This is a genomic window from Nocardia sp. NPDC057455, from assembly GCF_042802775.1.
Classification (GTDB): Bacteria; Actinomycetota; Actinomycetes; order Mycobacteriales; family Mycobacteriaceae; genus Nocardia.
Map to the genome: position 1 here is coordinate 200,320 of NZ_JBHVDM010000001.1, position 17,954 is coordinate 218,273.

The 17,954-nt window shown below is 67.9% G+C and carries 16 protein-coding genes and 1 pseudogene; 12 read left to right on the forward strand and 5 right to left on the reverse strand.

Translation table 11 applies throughout. From position 1 onward, the window contains the following. Positions 1-35 precede the first annotated feature (35 nt). Both ACFU5M_RS00925 and ACFU5M_RS00930 read right to left on the reverse strand, forming a co-directional pair. Entirely contained in the window at positions 36-1,634 is a 1,599-nt protein-coding gene (locus ACFU5M_RS00925; protein ID WP_379041782.1) for a serine hydrolase, read from the reverse strand. A gap of 153 nt (positions 1,635-1,787) precedes the next feature. Further along, entirely contained in the window at positions 1,788-3,509 is a 1,722-nt protein-coding gene (locus tag ACFU5M_RS00930) for an FAD-dependent oxidoreductase (protein WP_379041784.1), read from the reverse strand. A 186-nt stretch (positions 3,510-3,695) separates the two neighbouring features. Between ACFU5M_RS00930 and ACFU5M_RS00935 the strand changes: the two genes are divergently transcribed. Beyond that, complete coding sequence (locus tag ACFU5M_RS00935; RefSeq protein WP_379041787.1) at positions 3,696-4,394, forward strand: TetR/AcrR family transcriptional regulator; 699 nt, start codon at positions 3,696-3,698, stop codon at positions 4,392-4,394. Between the two features lie 130 nt (positions 4,395-4,524). After that, complete coding sequence (locus ACFU5M_RS00940) at positions 4,525-5,433, forward strand: NAD(P)H-dependent flavin oxidoreductase (RefSeq protein ID WP_379041891.1); 909 nt, start codon at positions 4,525-4,527, stop codon at positions 5,431-5,433. Positions 5,434-5,438: 5 nt separating this feature from the next. Here the strand turns inward: ACFU5M_RS00940 and ACFU5M_RS00945 are convergent, their stop codons facing one another. After that, positions 5,439-5,633: a hypothetical protein gene (locus tag ACFU5M_RS00945; protein WP_379041789.1), complete on the reverse strand. Its 195-nt coding sequence runs from the start codon at positions 5,631-5,633 to the stop codon at positions 5,439-5,441. A gap of 34 nt (positions 5,634-5,667) precedes the next feature. Then, entirely contained in the window at positions 5,668-6,987 is a 1,320-nt protein-coding gene (locus ACFU5M_RS00950) for a family 1 glycosylhydrolase (protein WP_379041792.1), read from the reverse strand. 386 nt (positions 6,988-7,373) lie between these two features. Between ACFU5M_RS00950 and ACFU5M_RS00955 the strand changes: the two genes are divergently transcribed. Continuing rightward, positions 7,374-7,856: a nitroreductase family deazaflavin-dependent oxidoreductase gene (locus ACFU5M_RS00955; RefSeq protein ID WP_379041794.1), complete on the forward strand. Its 483-nt coding sequence runs from the start codon at positions 7,374-7,376 to the stop codon at positions 7,854-7,856. 57 nt (positions 7,857-7,913) lie between these two features. Further along, the gene (locus tag ACFU5M_RS00960; protein ID WP_379041796.1) at positions 7,914-10,208 is read left to right on the forward strand and encodes a molybdopterin-dependent oxidoreductase; all 2,295 of its coding nucleotides are present in this window, start codon (positions 7,914-7,916) and stop codon (positions 10,206-10,208) included. A gap of 118 nt (positions 10,209-10,326) precedes the next feature. On the opposite strand, the pseudogene ACFU5M_RS00965 reads toward ACFU5M_RS00960, so the two are convergent. Next, positions 10,327-10,545 (reverse strand): annotated as a pseudogene (locus tag ACFU5M_RS00965) (PHP domain-containing protein); the annotation flags it as partial. A 40-nt stretch (positions 10,546-10,585) separates the two neighbouring features. Between ACFU5M_RS00965 and ACFU5M_RS00970 the strand changes: the two are divergent. From ACFU5M_RS00970 to ACFU5M_RS01005, 8 genes are all read left to right on the forward strand, one after another. Then, the gene (locus ACFU5M_RS00970; RefSeq protein WP_379041798.1) at positions 10,586-11,551 is read left to right on the forward strand and encodes a LysR family transcriptional regulator; all 966 of its coding nucleotides are present in this window, start codon (positions 10,586-10,588) and stop codon (positions 11,549-11,551) included. Positions 11,552-11,580: 29 nt separating this feature from the next. Then, positions 11,581-12,243 carry a transcriptional repressor LexA gene (gene lexA / locus ACFU5M_RS00975; protein ID WP_379041800.1) on the forward strand — a complete coding sequence of 221 codons (663 nt, stop codon included), beginning with the start codon at positions 11,581-11,583 and terminating at the stop codon, positions 12,241-12,243. Positions 12,244-12,304: 61 nt separating this feature from the next. Further along, entirely contained in the window at positions 12,305-13,216 is a 912-nt protein-coding gene (locus tag ACFU5M_RS00980; protein WP_379041802.1) for an NAD-dependent protein deacetylase, read from the forward strand. Between the two features lie 206 nt (positions 13,217-13,422). Next, a complete protein-coding gene (locus ACFU5M_RS00985) occupies positions 13,423-14,265 on the forward strand; it encodes an ABC transporter permease (protein ID WP_379041804.1) in 843 nt (280 codons plus the stop codon). After that, positions 14,266-14,994 carry an ABC transporter ATP-binding protein gene (locus ACFU5M_RS00990; protein ID WP_379041806.1) on the forward strand — a complete coding sequence of 243 codons (729 nt, stop codon included), beginning with the start codon at positions 14,266-14,268 and terminating at the stop codon, positions 14,992-14,994. After that, complete coding sequence (locus tag ACFU5M_RS00995) at positions 14,991-16,580, forward strand: FAD-dependent oxidoreductase (protein WP_379041808.1); 1,590 nt, start codon at positions 14,991-14,993, stop codon at positions 16,578-16,580. The genes ACFU5M_RS00990 and ACFU5M_RS00995 overlap by 4 nt, the downstream gene beginning before the upstream one ends. After that, positions 16,580-16,957 carry a 4Fe-4S dicluster domain-containing protein gene (locus ACFU5M_RS01000; protein WP_379041810.1) on the forward strand — a complete coding sequence of 126 codons (378 nt, stop codon included), beginning with the start codon at positions 16,580-16,582 and terminating at the stop codon, positions 16,955-16,957. Before ACFU5M_RS00995 ends, ACFU5M_RS01000 begins: the two co-directional genes overlap by 1 nt. Next, the gene (locus tag ACFU5M_RS01005) at positions 16,939-17,940 is read left to right on the forward strand and encodes an ABC transporter substrate-binding protein (RefSeq protein ID WP_379041812.1); all 1,002 of its coding nucleotides are present in this window, start codon (positions 16,939-16,941) and stop codon (positions 17,938-17,940) included. Before ACFU5M_RS01000 ends, ACFU5M_RS01005 begins: the two co-directional genes overlap by 19 nt. Positions 17,941-17,954: the final 14 nt, after the last annotated feature.

Consider the following 17,954-nt stretch of genomic DNA (forward strand, 5'->3'; position numbering starts at 1 on the left):
GGCGAGGGGCATGAGTCCCACACCGGCGGCGATAGTCACGTACGGGTGAACACGCCGAGGTGGTCGGTGTCGTAGTACTCGAGGATGAGCTTGTCGCCATCGAAGGTCGCCCGGGAGACCGAGCCGTGATTGGCGTTCTCGCCGGCAGGTGTGAAGACGAAAGTATCGCCGTCCCAGTGCTCCAGTGGGAAGGTCATGTTGTTCGGGCCCAGGCCGAGGGTCAGGGAATTGCCGGTGGCGTTGACCGTCGCCGGGCCGTAGTAGGCGTTGTCGTAAGTGCCCGCATACGAGGCGGACGGTCGCGCGGGAGCGGGGTCGGTGGGCGGCTGTTTGCCCGCGAGCACCCCCGCCGGGGCGCCGAGCGGCTGGAACGCTGTTCGATAGAGCGAGCGCCAGTCCTGCTGGATCTTCCCGAACTGGACCAGGTCGGCGAACTCCGCGTTGAGCGTTTCCGGCACGCCGATCGGCGCCGCGTTGGTGAGAGTCACGATGCCGACGTCGGCGGAGGGGATCAAGGTGAACGCGGTGCCCGCACCGAGACTGAACGCCCCCGAGTGGCCGAGGACGACCCGGCCGGACGCGGAATCGCTGACGTTGAAACCGAATCCGTAGAACCCGGCGCGCGCGTCGGGCATCTTCGGTGGCGCCGACACGGCCTGCGGAGAGATGGCGGGCAGGAGATCCTCCGGTGGCACCAGGACGGAGCCGCCCGCAGAGCCGTTCGCGAGCACCATCGTCATCCATTCGGCGAGGTCGGACACCGAGGAACTAACCCCTCCGGCGGGGGACTGCGCGTCCGGTTGACGCTGCGGGTTCGCCGGCTCGTACTTGGCGTCGACCAGTACGTGACCCTCGGCCCGGTTCGCGCGAGACGCGAAGTCGGCGTAGCGGGAGCTGGTCGATGTCATGCCGAGCGGGCGATAGATCGTCTGTTCGGACAACGTCTCCCAATCGGTTCCCGCGACCGTGGCCACCGCGACAGCGGCCGCGGTCAATCCGAAATTGGTGTATTCGTAGGAGTCACGGAAGGCGCCCAGCGGCAACAGCCGGAGCCGGTCGAGAATCTGCCCACGATCGTAGCCGAGGTCTTCCAGCAGGTCGCCCGCGTGATCGGGCAGTCCGGAGCGGTGCGCGTACAGGTCGCCTACCGTGACGTGCTCGGTGACGTAGGGATCGGCGAGCGCGAAGGACGGCAGCAGCCGGTGCACCGGGGTATCCCATTCGACGCCCCCCGCGGCGATCCGGCGAGCGACGACCGTCGCGCCGACCGGTTTGGACAGCGACGCGAGCTGGAAGACCGTATCCGGGTCGACCTTCTCCTCGGTGACGACGTCGCGGACGCCGAAGCCCTTGCTGTACAACACCTTTCCGCCGTGCACGACGGCGACCGCCATACCGGGTATGCCGGAGGAGGTGAGCAGGCCCTCGGCGAGGTCGTCCAGCTCGCCCACCGCGTCGTCCACCCGTCCATCCGGTATCGGCACACCGGCGAACCGGTCGGGCATCGCCACGGAACCGGATGGCGCTCCCGCCCCTGTGGAGTCCGCTCCGTCGCCGCCACATCCGGTCAGGGCGAGAACGACGGCCGTCGCCATCGCCGTGGGGCCGACCCATCCGCGGCGCAGTGTGCTCATCGGTCGCCTCCTGGCTGTCGTAGCGACAAAAGACCAGATAAAGGCTAGTTCAGTGGAGATTGCTGCGCGGCATGTTCAGGCATCGGCTGGCCGGGTTCTCGCTTCGGATCCGCCCGACCCCACGAATTTGGCCGAGCATGACCGGTCGCTGACCTACCCGGCGGCGGGTGTCTCCCGGATCTGCACGATCGGAAGCACCAGCGCCGCGGGCGAACTCGCCGGAACGACCGGGTTGGCTGGTGCGATGGGAGCGATGCGCTGGTATCCCGTGCCTACCGGAGGGCGAGTGTCCACTTCGCCTTTGTTCGGCCAGTACGCCGCCGCACGTTCGGCTTGCGCGGTGATCGTCAGCGACGGGTTGACGCCCAGGTTGGCCGAAACCGCCGCGCCGTCGACGACGCTGAGCGTGGGGTAGCCGTACACGCGGTGATAGGCGTCGATCACGCCGTGCTCGGCGTCGGCTCCGATCGCCGCGCCGCCCAGGAAATGGGCGGTCAGCGGGATGTTGAAGATCTCACCCCAGCTACCGCCGGCGATTCCGCCGATCTTCTCCGCGACCCGCCTGGTGACGTCGTTGCCCACCGGGATCCAGGTCGGATTCGGCTCGCCGTGGCCCTGTTTGCTGGTGAGCTTGCGACCGAACAAGCCACGTTTGGTGTAGGTGGTGATCGAATTGTCCAGGTGCTGCATGACCAGCGAAATGATGGTCCGTTCGCTCCAGTTCTTGGTACTGAGGAACCTGAGCAGGTCCATCGGATGCCGCAGCACCAAGGCGAGGAAGCGCAGCCACCGTGGGATGCGTCCGCCGCCGTCGACCATGAGCGTCTGGAGCAGGCCCATGGCGTTGGAGCCCTTGCCGTAGCGGACCGGCTCGATGTGTGTGTCCGGGGTGGGATGGATCGATGAGGTGATCGCGACGCCCTTGGTGAAGTCGACGCCGGGGCGCACCTTCTTGGTGGCCGCGCCGACGATCGATTCCGAGTTGGTGCGCGTCAGCATGCCGAGCCGATCGGACAGGTCGGGCAAGACGCCCTTGTCGCGCATGGCGAACAGCAGCTTCTGTGTGCCGCGCGTGCCGGCGGCGAGCACGACGTGCGTGGCGGTGAGCGTGCGGGGCTGCTTGCGCATCCAGGCGCCGGTGCGGGCGGTGGACACATCCCAGGTGCCGTCGGGATGCGGACGCAGCTCGGTGACCGTCGTCATCGGAATGATCTCGGCGCCGGCCTTTTCCGCCAGGTAGAGGTAGTTCTTCACCAAGGTGTTCTTGGCGCCGTACTTACAGCCCACCATGCAGTCGCCGCATTCGACGCACCCGGTGCGCTCGGGGCCGACGCCGCCGAAGTACGGATCCGGCACGGTCTTGCCCGGCTCGCCGAAGAACACGCCGACGGGGGTCTGCACGAACGTGTCGCCGACACCCATATCGTCGGCGACGGCTTTGAAGACCTCGTCGGCGGGCGTCATGTGCGGATTGCGTACCACGCCGAGCATCTGCTGCGCCCGCTCGTAGTAGGGGGCCAGCTCGTCGCGCCAGTCGGTGATGTCACGCCACTGCGCGTCGCGGAAGAACGGCTCCGGCGGCACGTACAGGGTGTTCGCGTAGTTCAACGAACCGCCCCCGACGCCCGCGCCGCCCAGGATGAGGACATTGCGCAGCGGATGGATGCGCTGGATTCCGTAGCAGCCGAGCGCGGGCGCCCACAGGAACTTCTTCAACTCCCAGCTGGTCTCGGGCAACTCGTCGTCGGCGAAGCGCCGGCCCGCCTCCAGCACGCCGACCTTGTAACCCTTCTCCACCAGCCGGAGGGCGGTGACGCTGCCGCCGAACCCCGAACCGACGATCAGCACGTCGAAATCCGTCGTCCGCTGGTCCATGTGGAACTCCTCGATCGTGTCGCCAGTGACTCGGCTAACACTACTCTCCGGTAAGTAACGGTTCGCAACTCGGCTGGAAGCAGCGGTTCGCTCGGGTAATGGGGTTTGCCAACTGTTGCCCGGACTGTTTTCAGAGCGATGCTCGCATTAGTTGACAACGCTCTCTGAAGCGCGCAATGTTTTGCTATGCCGACGACACCTCGGGCCCGTGCGAGGGCCCAGACCATGAACGACATCGTCCGGATCGGGCGGGAGCACCTGGCGACCGACGGCGCCGCCGCCCTGTCGCTGCGTGCGGTCGCGCGTGACCTCGGCGTGGTCTCCTCGGCCGTCTACCGATATGTCCGCAGTCGTGACGAACTGCTGACCCTGCTCGTCGTGGACGGCTACAACGCCCTCGGCGACGCGGTCGACGGCGCGCTGGACGAGGCCGATGCCGATGCGATCGACGGGTTGCGGCTGCTCGGGCGAACGGTCCGGCGCTGGGCGCTGGCCGAACCCGCCCGCTACGGGTTGCTGTTCGGCACGCCGGTCCCCGGCTACGACGCACCCGCTGCCGAGACCATCGCGCCGGGCACCCGCGTGATCGCCACGATGCTGGTCCTCTTCGCTCGGGCATACCGGGCAGGCGAACTGGTGGCGCCGGCCGGGGAGCCGCGGCTATCCGCCGCTCTCGCGGGCAGTTTCGCGCGGATCCGCGACCAGTTCGAGCTCGAGGTGCCCGATTGGCTGATCGTCCGCGGCGTGACATTCTGGGTGGGCCTGTTCGGGGCGGTGAGCGCGGACGTCTTCGACATGTACGGCGCCGACACCTTCGCCGACCGAAACGAATTGTTCGAACTCCAGCTCGACGGGCTGCTGGACATGCTCGGTCACCGCGCGTGATCCGCGCCCGCAACGGGGGAGCCCGCGCTCGGTCGTGGCCGCGTGTGTTGCGATGGGACGCGTGAGTTCCTCCGAACAGCCTCCCGAGGTAAGTGCGGCGACGGCATGGGCGCGCCGGATCGGTGTGCGGATGCCACTGGTCAACGCGCCGATGGGTGGCGTAGCGGGCGGCCGGCTCGCCGCGGCGGTGACCGCGGCGGGTGGACTGGGCATGATCGGGATGGGCAGCGCCGGATCGGTCGCGGCGCTGGAGCGGGAGCTGCCCCACATCCGCGGCCTGGACGGGCCCTTCGGCATCGGGCTCGTCGATTGGGTGGTCGCGCGGGAGCCGCGGTTACTGGAAGTCGCGATCGAGGCTCGTCCCGCACTGCTCTCGGTGAGCTTCGGCGAGGACCTGGACTGGGCGGCTCGCCTCGCGGACGCGGGAATCGTCCCCGCCACCCAGGTCTACAGCGGGCAGGAGGCACGGCGTGCGCAGGATGCGGGCATCGGCGTCCTCGTGGCCCGCGGCGTCGAGGGTGGCGGACACGGGGCCGAGAACGCGCCGCTGCTGCCGCTGCTGGACGAGGTGCTGGACGTGGCGACCGTCCCGGTGCTGGCGGCGGGCGGCATCGGCGCGCCGGCAGATCTCGCCGCCGCACTCCGGGCGGGGGCCAGTGGAGCATGGCTCGGCACGTGCCTGGCGGCGTGCTCGGAATCGCTGCTGCCGGATGCCGGCCGCCGGGCCCTGCTCGCCGCGCGCGGTGCGGACACCGTGCTGACCCGCGCCTACGACGTGGGGATGGGATTGCCTTGGCCGGCAAGGTTTCCGGCGCGGGTGCTGCGCACCGGATTCACCGACCGATGGATTGGACGGGAAGAGGAACTCGCCACGGACCGGGCGGCCAAGCACGCGCTGACCGCCGCGCTCGCCGCGAACGACCCGGCCGTCGCGCCGATCGACGCGGGCTCGAGCGTCGGTCTGGTCACCTCCGTGGAACCGGCCGCGCAGGTGCTGGAGCGGCTGTGGTCAGGGGCGACGAGATCGGTCGCGGGCTGAGCGATTCAGTCCTCGCTGCTGGTTCGCTCGCCGAGATAGCGGATCAGAGCGGGATCGGAGGAGGTCAGGCGATCGACTTCCTCACCGCCGGTGCACTGGTAGAGCGCGACGGTGACCGAACCGGATCGACGCCCGGCGACCCGCCAGATACCGCCCGCATGAGTCCAGCGCCGTAGCACCGAGACGGGATCGTCGGTCATCGCCTACCTCCGCTCGCGCTCATGCGGCTCGATATCACCGCGGCACGGTGACCGGGTCGGAACAACTGGCCGCTCCGTCGACGAAGGAGCAGTCCTTCGGCGCGCGAGTCGGCCGATACTCGGGTGCGACACCGCCGGCTCGGGTGATGTCCGTGTAGGCGGCCACCGCGTCCGTGGGCTTGCGCGTCAGTGCCGGATCGGTGAGGACGTCGACTGTGTACAGGCCGAAACGTGGTGTGTAGGAACCCCACTCGTAGTTGTCGGTGAGGCTCCAATAGTTGTAACCGATCAAGTTGATGCCGTCGGCCTTGGCGCGCTGGAGCCAGTAGACGGTGTCGCGCAGGGAGTCGGCGCGGCCGTATCCGTCCGCCCGTGGCATGCCGTTCTCAGTGGGGATTCCGTTCTCCACGATGTAGAGCGGCTTACCGGGGAACTGGCGCGCATAGTGCTGCAGCGCGTAATAGATGCCTTCCGGCTGCAGTGGATTCTTCCACAATTCGGTGAGATTCCCCGTGGTAGCGAGGCTGTCAGGGGAGAGGCCGTAGTAGTAGTCGATGCCGATGTAGTCCAGCGCGATGTCGATTTTGTCCACCAGTGGCTTGTTCACCAAGTCCTCGGCGGCCGGGATGTAGGCGACATTGCTGGTCACCATGGCGTCCGGCTGGATCCGGTGAATGTAGTCGTAGATGCTGTTGTGCGCTCGAGCGATCCGGTCCTGCATGGCAGGCGCCGCGGTAAGCGGCAGTCCGCCGTTGCGCAGTTCGTTCACCAAGTAGAAGGTCGGCTCGTTGAATGTGACCCACAACGGCTTGTGCGGGGCGTAGCGATCGACGACCGTGCGTGCGTTGGCCAGCCAATCCTCGACCATGTCCGCGTTGTTCCAGCCTCCGTGGTCGACCGCCCAGCCCGGATAGACCCAGTGGTCGATGGTGATCATGGGGCGCATGCCCGCGGCCGTGATCGCGGCGATGACGTTGTCGTAGAACCGCAACCCCTCGGGGTCCCACTTGCCCGGCTCGGGCTGGAGCCGAGCCCACTCGACGCCGATGCGATATACCCGCACACCCAGGCCGGCCGCGAGGGCGATGTCGGAGCGGTAGCGCGTGTAGAAGTCGATCGAATCCCGGTAGGGGTCCGACGTTTTCCCGGCCGCGACGTAGCGGGACCAGTTGCTGTCCGGGGCGTGGCCTTCCGATTGGTATCCCGAGGCGGCGACGCCCCAGAGGAAGTCCGGGCCCATCGGTGCCACCACGGCGGGTGGCGCGGGCCTGGCCTCGGCCGGAGCGGCGACTCCGAGCAAGACCGCGGCAACGGCCGCGAGGGCAGCCGAGACCTGGCGGGGGTGTGATCGCATCGAACTCCTGTTCCGAGAGTGGTGACGGGCGCTCGCGGACCTCCGGCGCACGGACCGAGTCGGGATGGATACCACGGGGGACAGGGTAACTGGTCGCTTGTCCGTTTTCTTGAAGACGGGGAAGGGGTTGGGGGCAGCGGAATTCTCGGGGGACTTGGGCTCGCTGGAAGAGCTACGCAAGGGGAAGGAATGGAGCGGCGCACTCATAATCAAAACATTTGGATACGTAGATATGCGTATCTCACTATGTGGTTACCCATAACCATCCCGAGTCCCGCTCGCACAAAAACAAAAGCCAAAGAAGGGGGAGGTGGTCTGGTGTGAGATGTCCCTCGGTACCGGCCTGCCGATCCAGCGGGGGACCGAAGGCGTGTCAGTATTCGTCTATGGCTTCGAATCCGGTGCCGCTACTGGCCCGACGGCTCGCCCAGCAGCGCTGGGTGATGCGGTCGGCGCCGGCGGTGCTGCGGGTCGAACGCCTGATCCGGCGTGCGAGCGGCGGACGAAAGGGCGTGCTGGATCTGGCAGGGCTGCCGTCCGTCGAGGTCACCGTGCCGGGGCGGAAGACGGGGATCCCGCGCACCACGTCGTTGCTATATGTCCCGCACGGTGCGGACTTCATCGTCCTCGGTTCGAATTGGGGCGGTCCCAAACATCCCGCCTGGTCGGCGAACCTGCGTGCCGCGCAAACGGCCTCGGTCCGGCACAAGGGTGAGCGGTTCCTGGCCGCGGTACGCGAGATCACCGGCGTTGAGCGCAAGCGCGTCTGGGACCTGGCGGTCGAGTTCTGGCCCGGATACGCCATGGAGTACGAACTCTCCGGTGGCCGGGTGTTCCGAATCTTCGAGTTGCGCCGCATATCCGACTGAGAGTGGCATCGAGAACGAGTGGCGGCCGGTGGCGGTGTGTCCGGTTACGGTGGGACAGTGGCCACGCATCTGACTCACTGGGGCGCGTTCGAGGCGGACAGCGACGGTGAACGGCTCACAGCGGTCCGGCCGTGGCATGGTGACCCGGAGCCGGTGCCGCTGATCGACAACATCGCTTCCGCGCAGCACCATCCGACGCGTATCGATCGGCCCTATGTCCGCCGCGGTTGGCTGGAGAACGGGCCGGGCCCAGGGCCGCGCGGCTCGGAGTCTTTCGTCCCGGTGTCGTGGGAGCGGGCATTGGACCTGCTGGCGGGCGAAATCGGCCGGGTGTACCGGCAGTACGGAGCGGAGGCGGTGTACGGCGGTTCGTACGGCTGGGCCAGCGCCGGGCGCTTCCATCACGCGCAGAGCCAACTACACCGCTTCCTGAACTGTCTCGGCGGCTACGTGCGGCACGTGAACAGTTACAGCCTGGGTACCTCGACGGTGTTCCTGCCGTACGTCATCGGTGATATCGGCTGGGTGACCCAACAGGCGACGGCGAAGGCGGTCTTGGCCGAACATGCCGAGCTGGTGGTGGCTTTCGGTGGATTGTCGCCGAAGAACGCGGCTGTGTCGCCGGGCGGGGTCTCGCGGCACAACACACGCGGCTGGATCAAGGCCGCGCGGGCGCGGGGCTGCCGATTCGTGTCGATCAGTCCGCTGCGCGACGACACCCCGCAGGAGAGCGAAGCCGAGTGGATCGCGCCACGACCGGGTACCGATGTGGCGATGATGCTGGCGCTCGCTCAGGTGCTGGACGCGGAGGGGGCGGCGGACGAGGACTTCCTGCGTGAGTACACGGTGGGTTATGAACGCTTCGCGGAGTACCTGCGCGGCGCGGTGGATGGAGTTGTGAAGGATCCGGAGTGGGCCGCCGCGATCACCGGTGTTCCTGCCGACCGGATCCGGACGCTGGCGCGTGAGATGGCTGCCGCGCGAACTCTGTTGACGGTGAGTTGGTCGCTACAGCGGGCAGAGCATGGGGAGCAGCCGCTGTGGGCGGGTGTCGCGGTGGCGGCGATGCTAGGGCAGATCGGGCTTCCTGGAGGGGGATTCGGGCATGGATACGGGTCGGCTGCCGGTGTCGGGGAGCCGGCGCGCGGACCGGTGCCGCGACTTCCGCAGGGGCGCAATGGCGTGGATGTCTTCATTCCGGTCGCGCGTATCGCGGACATGCTGCTCGAGCCGGGCCGGTCCTACCGCTACAACGGTCGGGAGCTGGTGTATCCGGAGGTGCGGTTGGTGTACTGGTGTGGCGGCAATCCGTTCCATCATCACCAGGACCTGGCGCGGTTGCGTAAGGCGTTCGGACGCCCGGACACGGTCGTGGTGCACGACGCGTTCTGGACGGCTACCGCACGGCACGCGGATATCGTGCTGCCGTCGACGATGTCGATCGAGCGTGACGACTACGGCGTGGGGGAAGGTGACTGTTCGTTCTTCCCGATGAAGGCGCTGACTCGCCCGCGTGCGGAGGCGCGCGACGATTATTCGATCTTCGCCGAGACGGCCGACCGGCTCGGTGTCGGCGAGGAATTCACCGAGGGGCGGTCGGCCGTCGAATGGCTGAGGTATCTGTATGAGCAATGGCGCGTCGAACAGTCGGATGTGGGGCACGAGCTGCCGGACTTCGACGCGTTCTGGGCCGGTGAGGTCCTCGAGCTTCCGGTCCCGGACCCGAAGCAGGTGCTGGCCGCGGACTTTCGCGCCGATCCGGATCGGTATCCGCTGATCACACCCAGCGGGAAGATCGAGATTTTCTCAGCGACCCTCGATCGCTTCGGGTACGCCGATTGCCCGGGGCATCCGGTGTGGTTGGAGCCGGAGGAGTGGCTCGGTGGTGCGGCGGCGGCGCGGTTCCCCCTGCAGCTGGTGGCCAATCAACCGCGGACCAAGCTGCACAGTCAGCTCGACATGGGCGCCTACAGCCGGTCGGTCAAGGTGTATGGGCGAGAACCGATCCGGATGCATCCCTCGGACATAGACGCCCGTGGCCTGCGTGCCGGTGAGATCGTGCGGGTGTTCAACGAGCGGGGCAGTTGCCTGGCGGGTCTGGTGGTCGACGATGGGGTGCGGGCCGGTGTCGCGCAGCTGTCCACCGGAGCGTGGTATGACCCCGACCCGGCGGACCCGACGTTCTGCCGCCACGGTAATCCGAACGTGCTCATCGCCGATCGTCCTTCCTCCACGCTCAGCCAGGGGTGTGCGGGACAGCTCACGCTGGTGGAGGTCGAGCGCTATGCGGGCCCGATCACTGATGTGGAGGCGTTGCGCCCGCCACACAGGATGGTCCCAGGAGCGCTTTGAGGTCGCCGAGCAGGGCGGAGGACAGGTGGGACGCGCAGCGCGGGAACGATGCCGTAGCGCGCCGGGCCGGTGCGGGCGTGGTAGATGATTTCGCGCGCGGATGGTTTGAAGACGTTGTCGGGCCGAAGATTTCCCGCCACCGGACCGCGGCTTCGTAGGCGTCGTCGAATTCTCCGAGTCGCAGTCGCGTCTGTACCTCGCCGGATAGGCAGCCGATGGTGGCGATGATGCCTTCGGCGTGTGCGGCGTAACATCGATTGGTTGTAAATTGCGTCTGCCGATCGTGATTGTTGATTCCATATGAGCAGGAAAGATGGTCCAGGTCGAACAAGGACACGGCAAACGAGACAACGTATGGTTGTCGCTGGAGGTGGCGGGTGGATCTGGATCTCGCGGCGGTGCGCGCGTTCGTCGCGGTAGTGGAGGAGGAGCAGTTCGGTCACGCGGCCGCCGTGCTGGGTATCAGCCAGCAGGCGGTGTCCAAGCGGATCGCGAAGCTCGAGTCGCAGCTGGGAACGGAGCTGTTCGACCGCGGGCACGGTGGCAGCGTGCCGACCGCCGCCGGTACCCGGTTGCTGCCGCACGCGCGGTCGCTGCTCGCAGGCGCCGAGGCCGCGGTGCGGGCGGTGCGCGAAGTAGTACGGCCGTTGCGGGTCGCGGTGCTGGGAAAACGGATGGCCGCGACCGATTTGATGGAGTTCTATCTCGCGCGGCATCCGCACTGCGATACCGAGATCGTCATCTCGAACATGATCACGACCTCGCGGGAAGCGTTGCGCAGCGGCATCGTCGACGCGGCGCTGGCCCGCGCCTACGGCGGCCCGGTGGCTTTGCCCGACGGGATCGTCGCCGCTGCCGCCTATTTGGAGCCGTTGTATCTGCTGGTGGGTAAGGACCATCCGTTCGCAGGCCGGTCGACGATCGGGTTGCGGGAGATCGCCGGGCGGCCGGTGTGGGTGCCCGGTGCGGGCGTGCCATCGGAGTGGGCCGACTTCTACCGAGATCTCAGCGCGTTCAGCGGGATTCCGGTCGACACCAGGGGGCCGCTGGCGGGTATGGCGGAGATCGTCGAACGTATCGCGGACTCGTCGTCGTTGACGACCTTCAGCGGAGACGGGGGCCAGACGCCGTGGCATCCGAACGTGCGGCGCCTGATGATCGTCGATCCCACCCCGGCCTATCCGCTGGCGTTGCTGTGGTCGGCGGGCAACCGGCATCCGGGACTGCGGCATTTGATCGAGCACGTCGCGGACAATTACAACCGGGATACCGCCGCCACCTGCTGGGTTCCCGAGTCCGATCAGGCGCTGTTCGGCGTGCCCGGCGCGGTGGCAGGGCGGTAGTGTCCGCCCGTGCCTCTACCATTCCCCGAGTGACCGGATACGACCCGCTCGATGCGTTCGAGCATCTCGACACCTCGACGTTACCGCCGCGGCAGCAGCGGATTCTCGCCACGATTCGGGACTGGGTGGTCCGGCACGGGTATCCGCCGAACACGCGCGAGATCGGTGACGCGGTGGGTCTGCGGTCGGCGTCGTCGGTGTCGAAGCATCTGAAGAGCCTCGAGGAGCGCGGTTTCCTGCGCCGCAGCCGGACGGTGTCGCGGCCGATCGACGTGCGGATGTTCCTGCACCCGCCCGCGCGGCGGGAGACCGTGGAGGATTCGGTGGCGGTGCCGGTGGTCGGCGATATCGCGGCGGGCGCTCCGATCCTGGCCGAGGAACACGCCGAGGACACGATGATGTTGCCGCGCGAGCTCGTCGGGCGCGGCACGGTGTTCGGGCTGCGGGTGCGCGGCGACTCGATGATCGACGCGGCCATCTGCGACGGCGACATCGTGGTGGTGCGCAAGCAGCACGAGGCGCATTCCGGTGAGATCGTGGCGGCGATGATCGACGGAGAGGCGACGGTGAAGGTGTACCGGCGGCGCAACGGTCATGTGTACCTGGAGCCGCGCAATTCGGTCTACGAAGTGATCGACGGCGACGAAGCGGTCGTGCTCGGTAAGGTCGTGTCGGTGATGCGGCGGGTCTGACCTCGGCGAACACCTGATGGGTGGCGTGCCTTTCCCCAGTGGCCGCCGTACCCTGAACGGCATGCCGGAATTTCCGAGGACGTCTCCGGGCGCCGAGTTCGAGCAGCTGGTGCGGTTGCTCGACGGGCGCCGGGTGGTCGCGTTGACCGGCGCCGGGATCTCGACCGACAGCGGCATCCCGGACTATCGCGGTCCGTCCTCACCGCCGCGCAATCCGATGACCTACCAGCAGTTCGTCGGCGATTCGATATTCCGGCAGCGGTACTGGGCGCGCAATCACGTCGGCTGGCGGCGCATGGACGGGTCACGCCCCAATCCTGGGCATCGCGCGCTGGCACGGCTGGAGCGCATGGGCGTGGTCACCGGGCTGATCACCCAGAACGTGGACTTGCTGCACACCAAGGCGGGGCATCGGCGGGTGATCGACCTGCACGGCACCTATGCGCGGGTGTGCTGCCTGGGCTGCGCCTGCCTGGTTTCGCGGATGTCGCTGGCCGACCGGCTGGAGGCGGCGAATCCGGGTTTCGCGGAGGCTGTGACGATCGATGGGCTCGAGGTCGCGCCCGATGCGGACGCGGTGGTCGGTGACACCGGTGGCTTCCGGATGGTCGACTGCGTGCGCTGTGGCGGCATGCTGAAACCGGACATCGTGTATTTCGGGGAGAACGTGCCCAAAGAGCGGGTCGCCGCGGCGTACGAGCTGGTCGACGCCGCGGACGCGCTGCTGGTCGCCGGGTCGTCGTTGACGGTGATGTCCGGATTGCGGTTCGTACGCCATGCCGCGAGGCGGGGCCGTCCTGTCGTCATCGTCAATCGCGGCCGCACGCGCGGTGACGAGCTGGCCGCGCTCACCGTGGATGCGGGGTGCTCGACCGTTCTGCCCGCCCTTGCCGAGCGGCTGAGCGAATTGGGTTCTCGGACGGCGGCGGCGCACCCCTCGTCCGTGACGGCCGGATTCGTCGAGCGCGGATGATTCGACAGGGGAGACCGTCCGGGCAAAGTCCTGGCCGGGGTACCGGGCCGGCCCGGAGAGGCCCGCGTCTTTCCTGCTGAGCGCGGTGACGAGCACAGTGGCGGTACCACGCGCGGGTTCAGGATCGCGTTGATCGCAACCATTCTGTGAACCGCCGGCGCGCCTTACTGTTCCGGACAGTACTTCTCGTGTGAGGACCGTGTCCGATGACATTGCAGTTGGATCCGACCGCATCGGCGCCACCTTCCGCCGCGGCCGAGGCGACCACCGAAAGCCCGGCCCCGTTCGCCCGCGGGCTGCTCGGCCTGGCCCGGGCATCCTCCGGATTGATTCTGGCGGTGATCATCTGGCAGCTCGGTGCACGGTCCTGGCTCGGCACGACCACGCCGGCGCCGACCGAGGTGCTCGAGGCTGGGTGGGAGCTGATCCGGTCGGGCGAGTTGTGGCAGCATCTGGCCGCGTCCGGACGTCGGGTGGCGGTGGGGCTGGCGATCGGCATCGGCATCGGCCTGGTGTGCGGCGTGGCGGCCGGACTGTTCCGGATCGCCGAGGACCTGGTCAACGGCCCGTTGCAGGCGTTGCGGATGTTGCCGACGCTGGCGCTGGTGCCGGTGTTCATCATCTGGTTCGGCATCGGTGATTCGTTCAAGATCGCGTTGATCATCGTCGCGCCGATCTTCCCGATCTATCTGAACGTGCTGGCCGGGATTCGTGGCGTGGACCGGCGGCTGGTGGAGGCGGCGGAATCGCTCGGCCTCAACCGGTTCGAGCTGACCACGAAGATCATCCTGCCCGGCGCGTTGCCGCAGATCTTCGTCGGGCTGCGGCAGGCGCTGGGCATCGGCTGGCTCACGCTGGTGGTCGCGGAGATGCAGACCACGCCGGTGGGGCTCGGCTTCCTGATGAACGACGCCAAGGAGTTTTTGCGTACCGACCAGATCTTCCTGGTCCTGGTGATCTACGCGGTCCTCGGGTTGCTCACCGATCTGTTCGTGCGCGTGCTGGAACACCGGTTCCTGTCCTGGCGCACCGGCTATGAGGGGAAGTAGATGACCGCCACCATCGGGACCGGTGTGCGCATCCGTTCCGCGGCGCGCGCTTTCGGCGGCCGCACGGTGCTGCGCGAGGTCGACTTGGATATCGCGCCCGGCGAATTCGTCGCCCTGCTCGGCGCCAGCGGCTCCGGCAAGAGCACGCTGTTGCGTGGGATCGGCGGGCTGGACCGCGGGTTCAGCGGATCGTTCGAGGTGCCCGGATCGAAGGCGATCGTGTTCCAGGAGCACCGGCTGATTCCCTGGATGACGGTGTGGCGCAATGTCGTTCTCGGCGTCGATGGAGCCTCCAGGGCGCGGGCGTTGACGGCGCTGGAGGAAGTGGGGCTCACCGCGAAGGCGGATGTGTGGCCCGCGACGCTGTCCGGCGGTGAAGCCCAGCGCGTGGCGCTGGCCAGGGCGCTGGTGCGCAACCCGGAGCTGCTGCTGCTCGACGAGCCGTTCGGCGCCCTCGACGCGCTGACCCGGTTGAAGGTGCAGGCTCTGGTGGCTCGCCTGTGGACGCTGCACCGCCAGTCGGTGCTGCTGGTGACCCACGACGTGGAAGAGGCGCTGCTGCTGGCCGACCGCGCGCTCGTGCTGCGCGACGGCCGCATCGCCGAATCCTTCGACATCACCGTCGCCCGCCCGCGATCGGTGGTCGACCCCGAATTCTCCGCACTCCGCCGCCGGTTGCTGCTCGCACTCGGCGTGGATCCCGAGGCACCGACAGGAGCAGACGCATGAGTGCACCGTTGCAGATCAGTACGGACGTCTTGGTGATCGGCGGCGGACCTGCCGCCTGCTGGGCCGCGATCCATGCCCGCGAAGCCGGCGCCGAGGTGACGTTGGTGGACAAGGGCTACTGCGGGACCAGCGGCGCCACCGCCCCGTCGGGTACCGGCGTGTGGTACGTGGCGCCGGAGGCGACCGCGCGGGCGAACGCGAAAGCCAGCCGGGAAGCGTTGGGCGGGCATCTGGCCGATCACTACTGGATGGATCGGGTGCTCGATCAGACCTACCTGAATATGGATCGGCTCGCGGTGGAGGGTAGGTACCCGTTCCCCGTGGATCCCGGCACCGGTGCGCAGATTCGTACCGGCGTGCAAGGCCCGGAGTACATGCGCCGGATGCGGGCGTGGGTGAAACGGGTCGGGGTGCGCGTCCTGGATCACTCGCCCGCGCTGGAATTGCTGGTCGACGCCGACGGTGTGGTGCGCGGCGCGGCGGGCTTTCAGCGTCAGGCCGACCGGGACTATCGGGTGGTCGCCGGTGCGGTGGTGCTGGCGAGCGGCGGCTGCGCGTTCCTGTCCCGGGCGCTGGGCACCAATGTCGACACCGGTGACGGCGCGCTGATGGCGGCCGAGGTGGGCGCTCGCTTCTCGGGCATGGAATTCTCCAACGCGTACGCGATCGTGCCGAAGGGTTCGACGATCACCAAGACCGCCTACTACGGCTACGCGACCTTCTTCCAGGAGGACGGGCGGGTGCTCGAGGGCGCCGGCTCGACCAAGGGCCGTTCGGTGATCGCGCGGACGCTGCTGCGGGAGAAGGTGTTCGCGCAGCTCGATCGTGCCGATGCGACGGTGCAGGCGCAGATGCGGCTGGGGCAGCCCAACTTCTTCTTGCAGTTCGACCGGCGCGGCATCGACCCGTTCACCGACCGGTTCGAAGTGGATCTGCTCGCCGAGGGCACCGTGCGCGGCACCGGCGGCATCGATGTCGTCGACGACGACTGCGCCACCACTGTCCCGGGCCTGTACGTCGCGGGTGACGCGGCGACCAGGGAACGGATCTGCGGCGGCTTCACCGGTGGCGGCAGCCACAATTCGGCGTGGGCGATGTCGTCGGGCAGCTGGGCCGGACGCGGCGCGGCGGGGTTCGCGTTGGGATCGGCCGGCCCACGCAGTGCCGATCTGCGCGGAGCCGGGCGCACCGGGTTGCGGCCGGAACACGGCGAGTCGGTCCGGGCCGAGGACGTGGTCGAGGCCGCGCAGCAGGAGCTGATCCCGTTCGAGAAGAATTATCTGCGCCACGGCGACCGGATCCGGCCCGCGCTCGCCGTGCTGGACAGTGTGTGGGAGCAGGCCGCTGACGGTTTGGGCGGCGGCACCGGAGACGAACGGGTGCGGGCGCGGCAGGCCGCCGCGATCACCGCCGTGGGACGGTTGATGTACCGGTCGACGCTGGCGCGCACGGAGACTCGGGGGATGAGCAAACGCGCCGACCATCCGGATTTGGACCCGAAGCAGCACCACCACGTCCTGTCCGGTGGGCTCGACGAGGTGTGGACCGCGACGTCCGCGGCGACCGGCGCCTTGGCGGTGGCGTGATGATCGAGATCGTGCGCGCGGGTGACTGCATCGCCTGCGACAAATGCGTGGACGTGTGCCCCACGAATGTCTTCGACCGCACCGACAGCGGAATCCCGGTCATCGCACGGCAATCCGATTGCCAAACCTGTTTCATGTGCGAGGCGTACTGCCCGACGGACGCGCTGTACGTGGACCCGGAATCGACTCCGCTGGCCGACCACGAGGCGGTCCGCGACGAGTACATCGGCCGCTACCGCAAGGAGCTCGGCTGGGGCCGCGGCCGCAAACCCGGCAGTCTCCTCGCGGTAGGGCCGCGTCTGCCGCACGGTGCTCCGCCGCCGCGGCTGTCCGAACTGGTGAACGACGAAAGCGAATCATGCGCAATCTCAGGCTGATCGTGCCTGCTGTCGTGTCCGCCCTGCTGCTGGCCGTGTCCGGCTGCGGGGCGGACGACGCGGGTTCGGCGACCCGCGCCGAGATCAAGACTCTTCGTATCGGCACGATCGGCACCGGTAACGTGCTCACCGGACCGGTCGGCTTCGCCCATCAGCGCGGTGCTCTGCTGCCTGCGCTGAAGCCGCTGGGTGTGGACAATATCGAGGTCTACAGCTTCCCCAACGGTCCCGACCTGAACCAGGCACTGGTCGGGGGCCGCCTCGACGTCGCCACCTACGGTGACACCCCCGCCCTGGTCGCGCGCGGTAGCGGGTTGAAGACGCGGTTGCTGGCCATCGCGGCGGTGAACTACAACGCCGGTGTGGTGGCCAAGGATCCGGCGATCCGGACGCTGAAGGATCTGGCGGGCAGGAAGGTCGGCGTGCAGTCGGGTTCCTACATCGATCGCTACCTGCAGGGTGCGCTGAAGGCCGAGGGTATTCAGGCACAGCTGGTGCATCTGCTGGCCACCGACGCGGAGGCTCCGCTCAACGGCGGTGATATCGCGGCGGTCGCGTTGCCGGATGTGAACCCGTCGTCGTTCTTCCACGCGTTCCTGGCCAAAGGTTTCCACCAAGTCGACTCGATCCACGACAACCATCCCGATCTCGCCGGTACCAGCTCCTCGGTCAGCAGCCAGGACTTCCTCGACAGCCATCCCGAGTTCGGCGGCGCGTGGCAGTCGGTGATCGTCGAGGCCAACCGGTATGCGAAGGAGCATTGGGAGGACTACGTGAGTTACGAAGTCACTCAATCGAAGGCGCCGGAGGCGGTGGTGCGGGCAACCGCGCGCCCCGACTACATTCCCGACGAGATCTTCGCGCCCCTCGGTATCCAGCTGCTGACGGGAACCAAGCAGTTCCTCGTTGATCAGAAGAAGATCCGGGACGATTTCGGTCTGGAAGAGTGGTTCTATCGGCCCGGCCGCCCCGGGCAGGGCTGAGCCGGGTCGGGCGG

Coding starts and splice junctions, on each gene's coding strand:
- ACFU5M_RS00925 (WP_379041782.1), bottom strand. CDS start 1,634: ATGAGCACACTGCGCCGCGGATGGGTCGGCCCCACGGCGATGGCGACG.
- ACFU5M_RS00930 (WP_379041784.1), bottom strand. CDS start 3,509: ATGGACCAGCGGACGACGGATTTCGACGTGCTGATCGTCGGTTCGGGG.
- ACFU5M_RS00935 (WP_379041787.1), top strand. CDS start 3,696: ATGCCGACGACACCTCGGGCCCGTGCGAGGGCCCAGACCATGAACGAC.
- ACFU5M_RS00940 (WP_379041891.1), top strand. CDS start 4,525: ATGCCACTGGTCAACGCGCCGATGGGTGGCGTAGCGGGCGGCCGGCTC.
- ACFU5M_RS00945 (WP_379041789.1), bottom strand. CDS start 5,633: ATGACCGACGATCCCGTCTCGGTGCTACGGCGCTGGACTCATGCGGGC.
- ACFU5M_RS00950 (WP_379041792.1), bottom strand. CDS start 6,987: ATGCGATCACACCCCCGCCAGGTCTCGGCTGCCCTCGCGGCCGTTGCC.
- ACFU5M_RS00955 (WP_379041794.1), top strand. CDS start 7,374: ATGGCTTCGAATCCGGTGCCGCTACTGGCCCGACGGCTCGCCCAGCAG.
- ACFU5M_RS00980 (WP_379041802.1), top strand. CDS start 12,305: ATGCCGGAATTTCCGAGGACGTCTCCGGGCGCCGAGTTCGAGCAGCTG.
- ACFU5M_RS00985 (WP_379041804.1), top strand. CDS start 13,423: ATGACATTGCAGTTGGATCCGACCGCATCGGCGCCACCTTCCGCCGCG.
- ACFU5M_RS00990 (WP_379041806.1), top strand. CDS start 14,266: ATGACCGCCACCATCGGGACCGGTGTGCGCATCCGTTCCGCGGCGCGC.
- ACFU5M_RS00995 (WP_379041808.1), top strand. CDS start 14,991: ATGAGTGCACCGTTGCAGATCAGTACGGACGTCTTGGTGATCGGCGGC.
- ACFU5M_RS01000 (WP_379041810.1), top strand. CDS start 16,580: ATGATCGAGATCGTGCGCGCGGGTGACTGCATCGCCTGCGACAAATGC.
- ACFU5M_RS01005 (WP_379041812.1), top strand. CDS start 16,939: ATGCGCAATCTCAGGCTGATCGTGCCTGCTGTCGTGTCCGCCCTGCTG.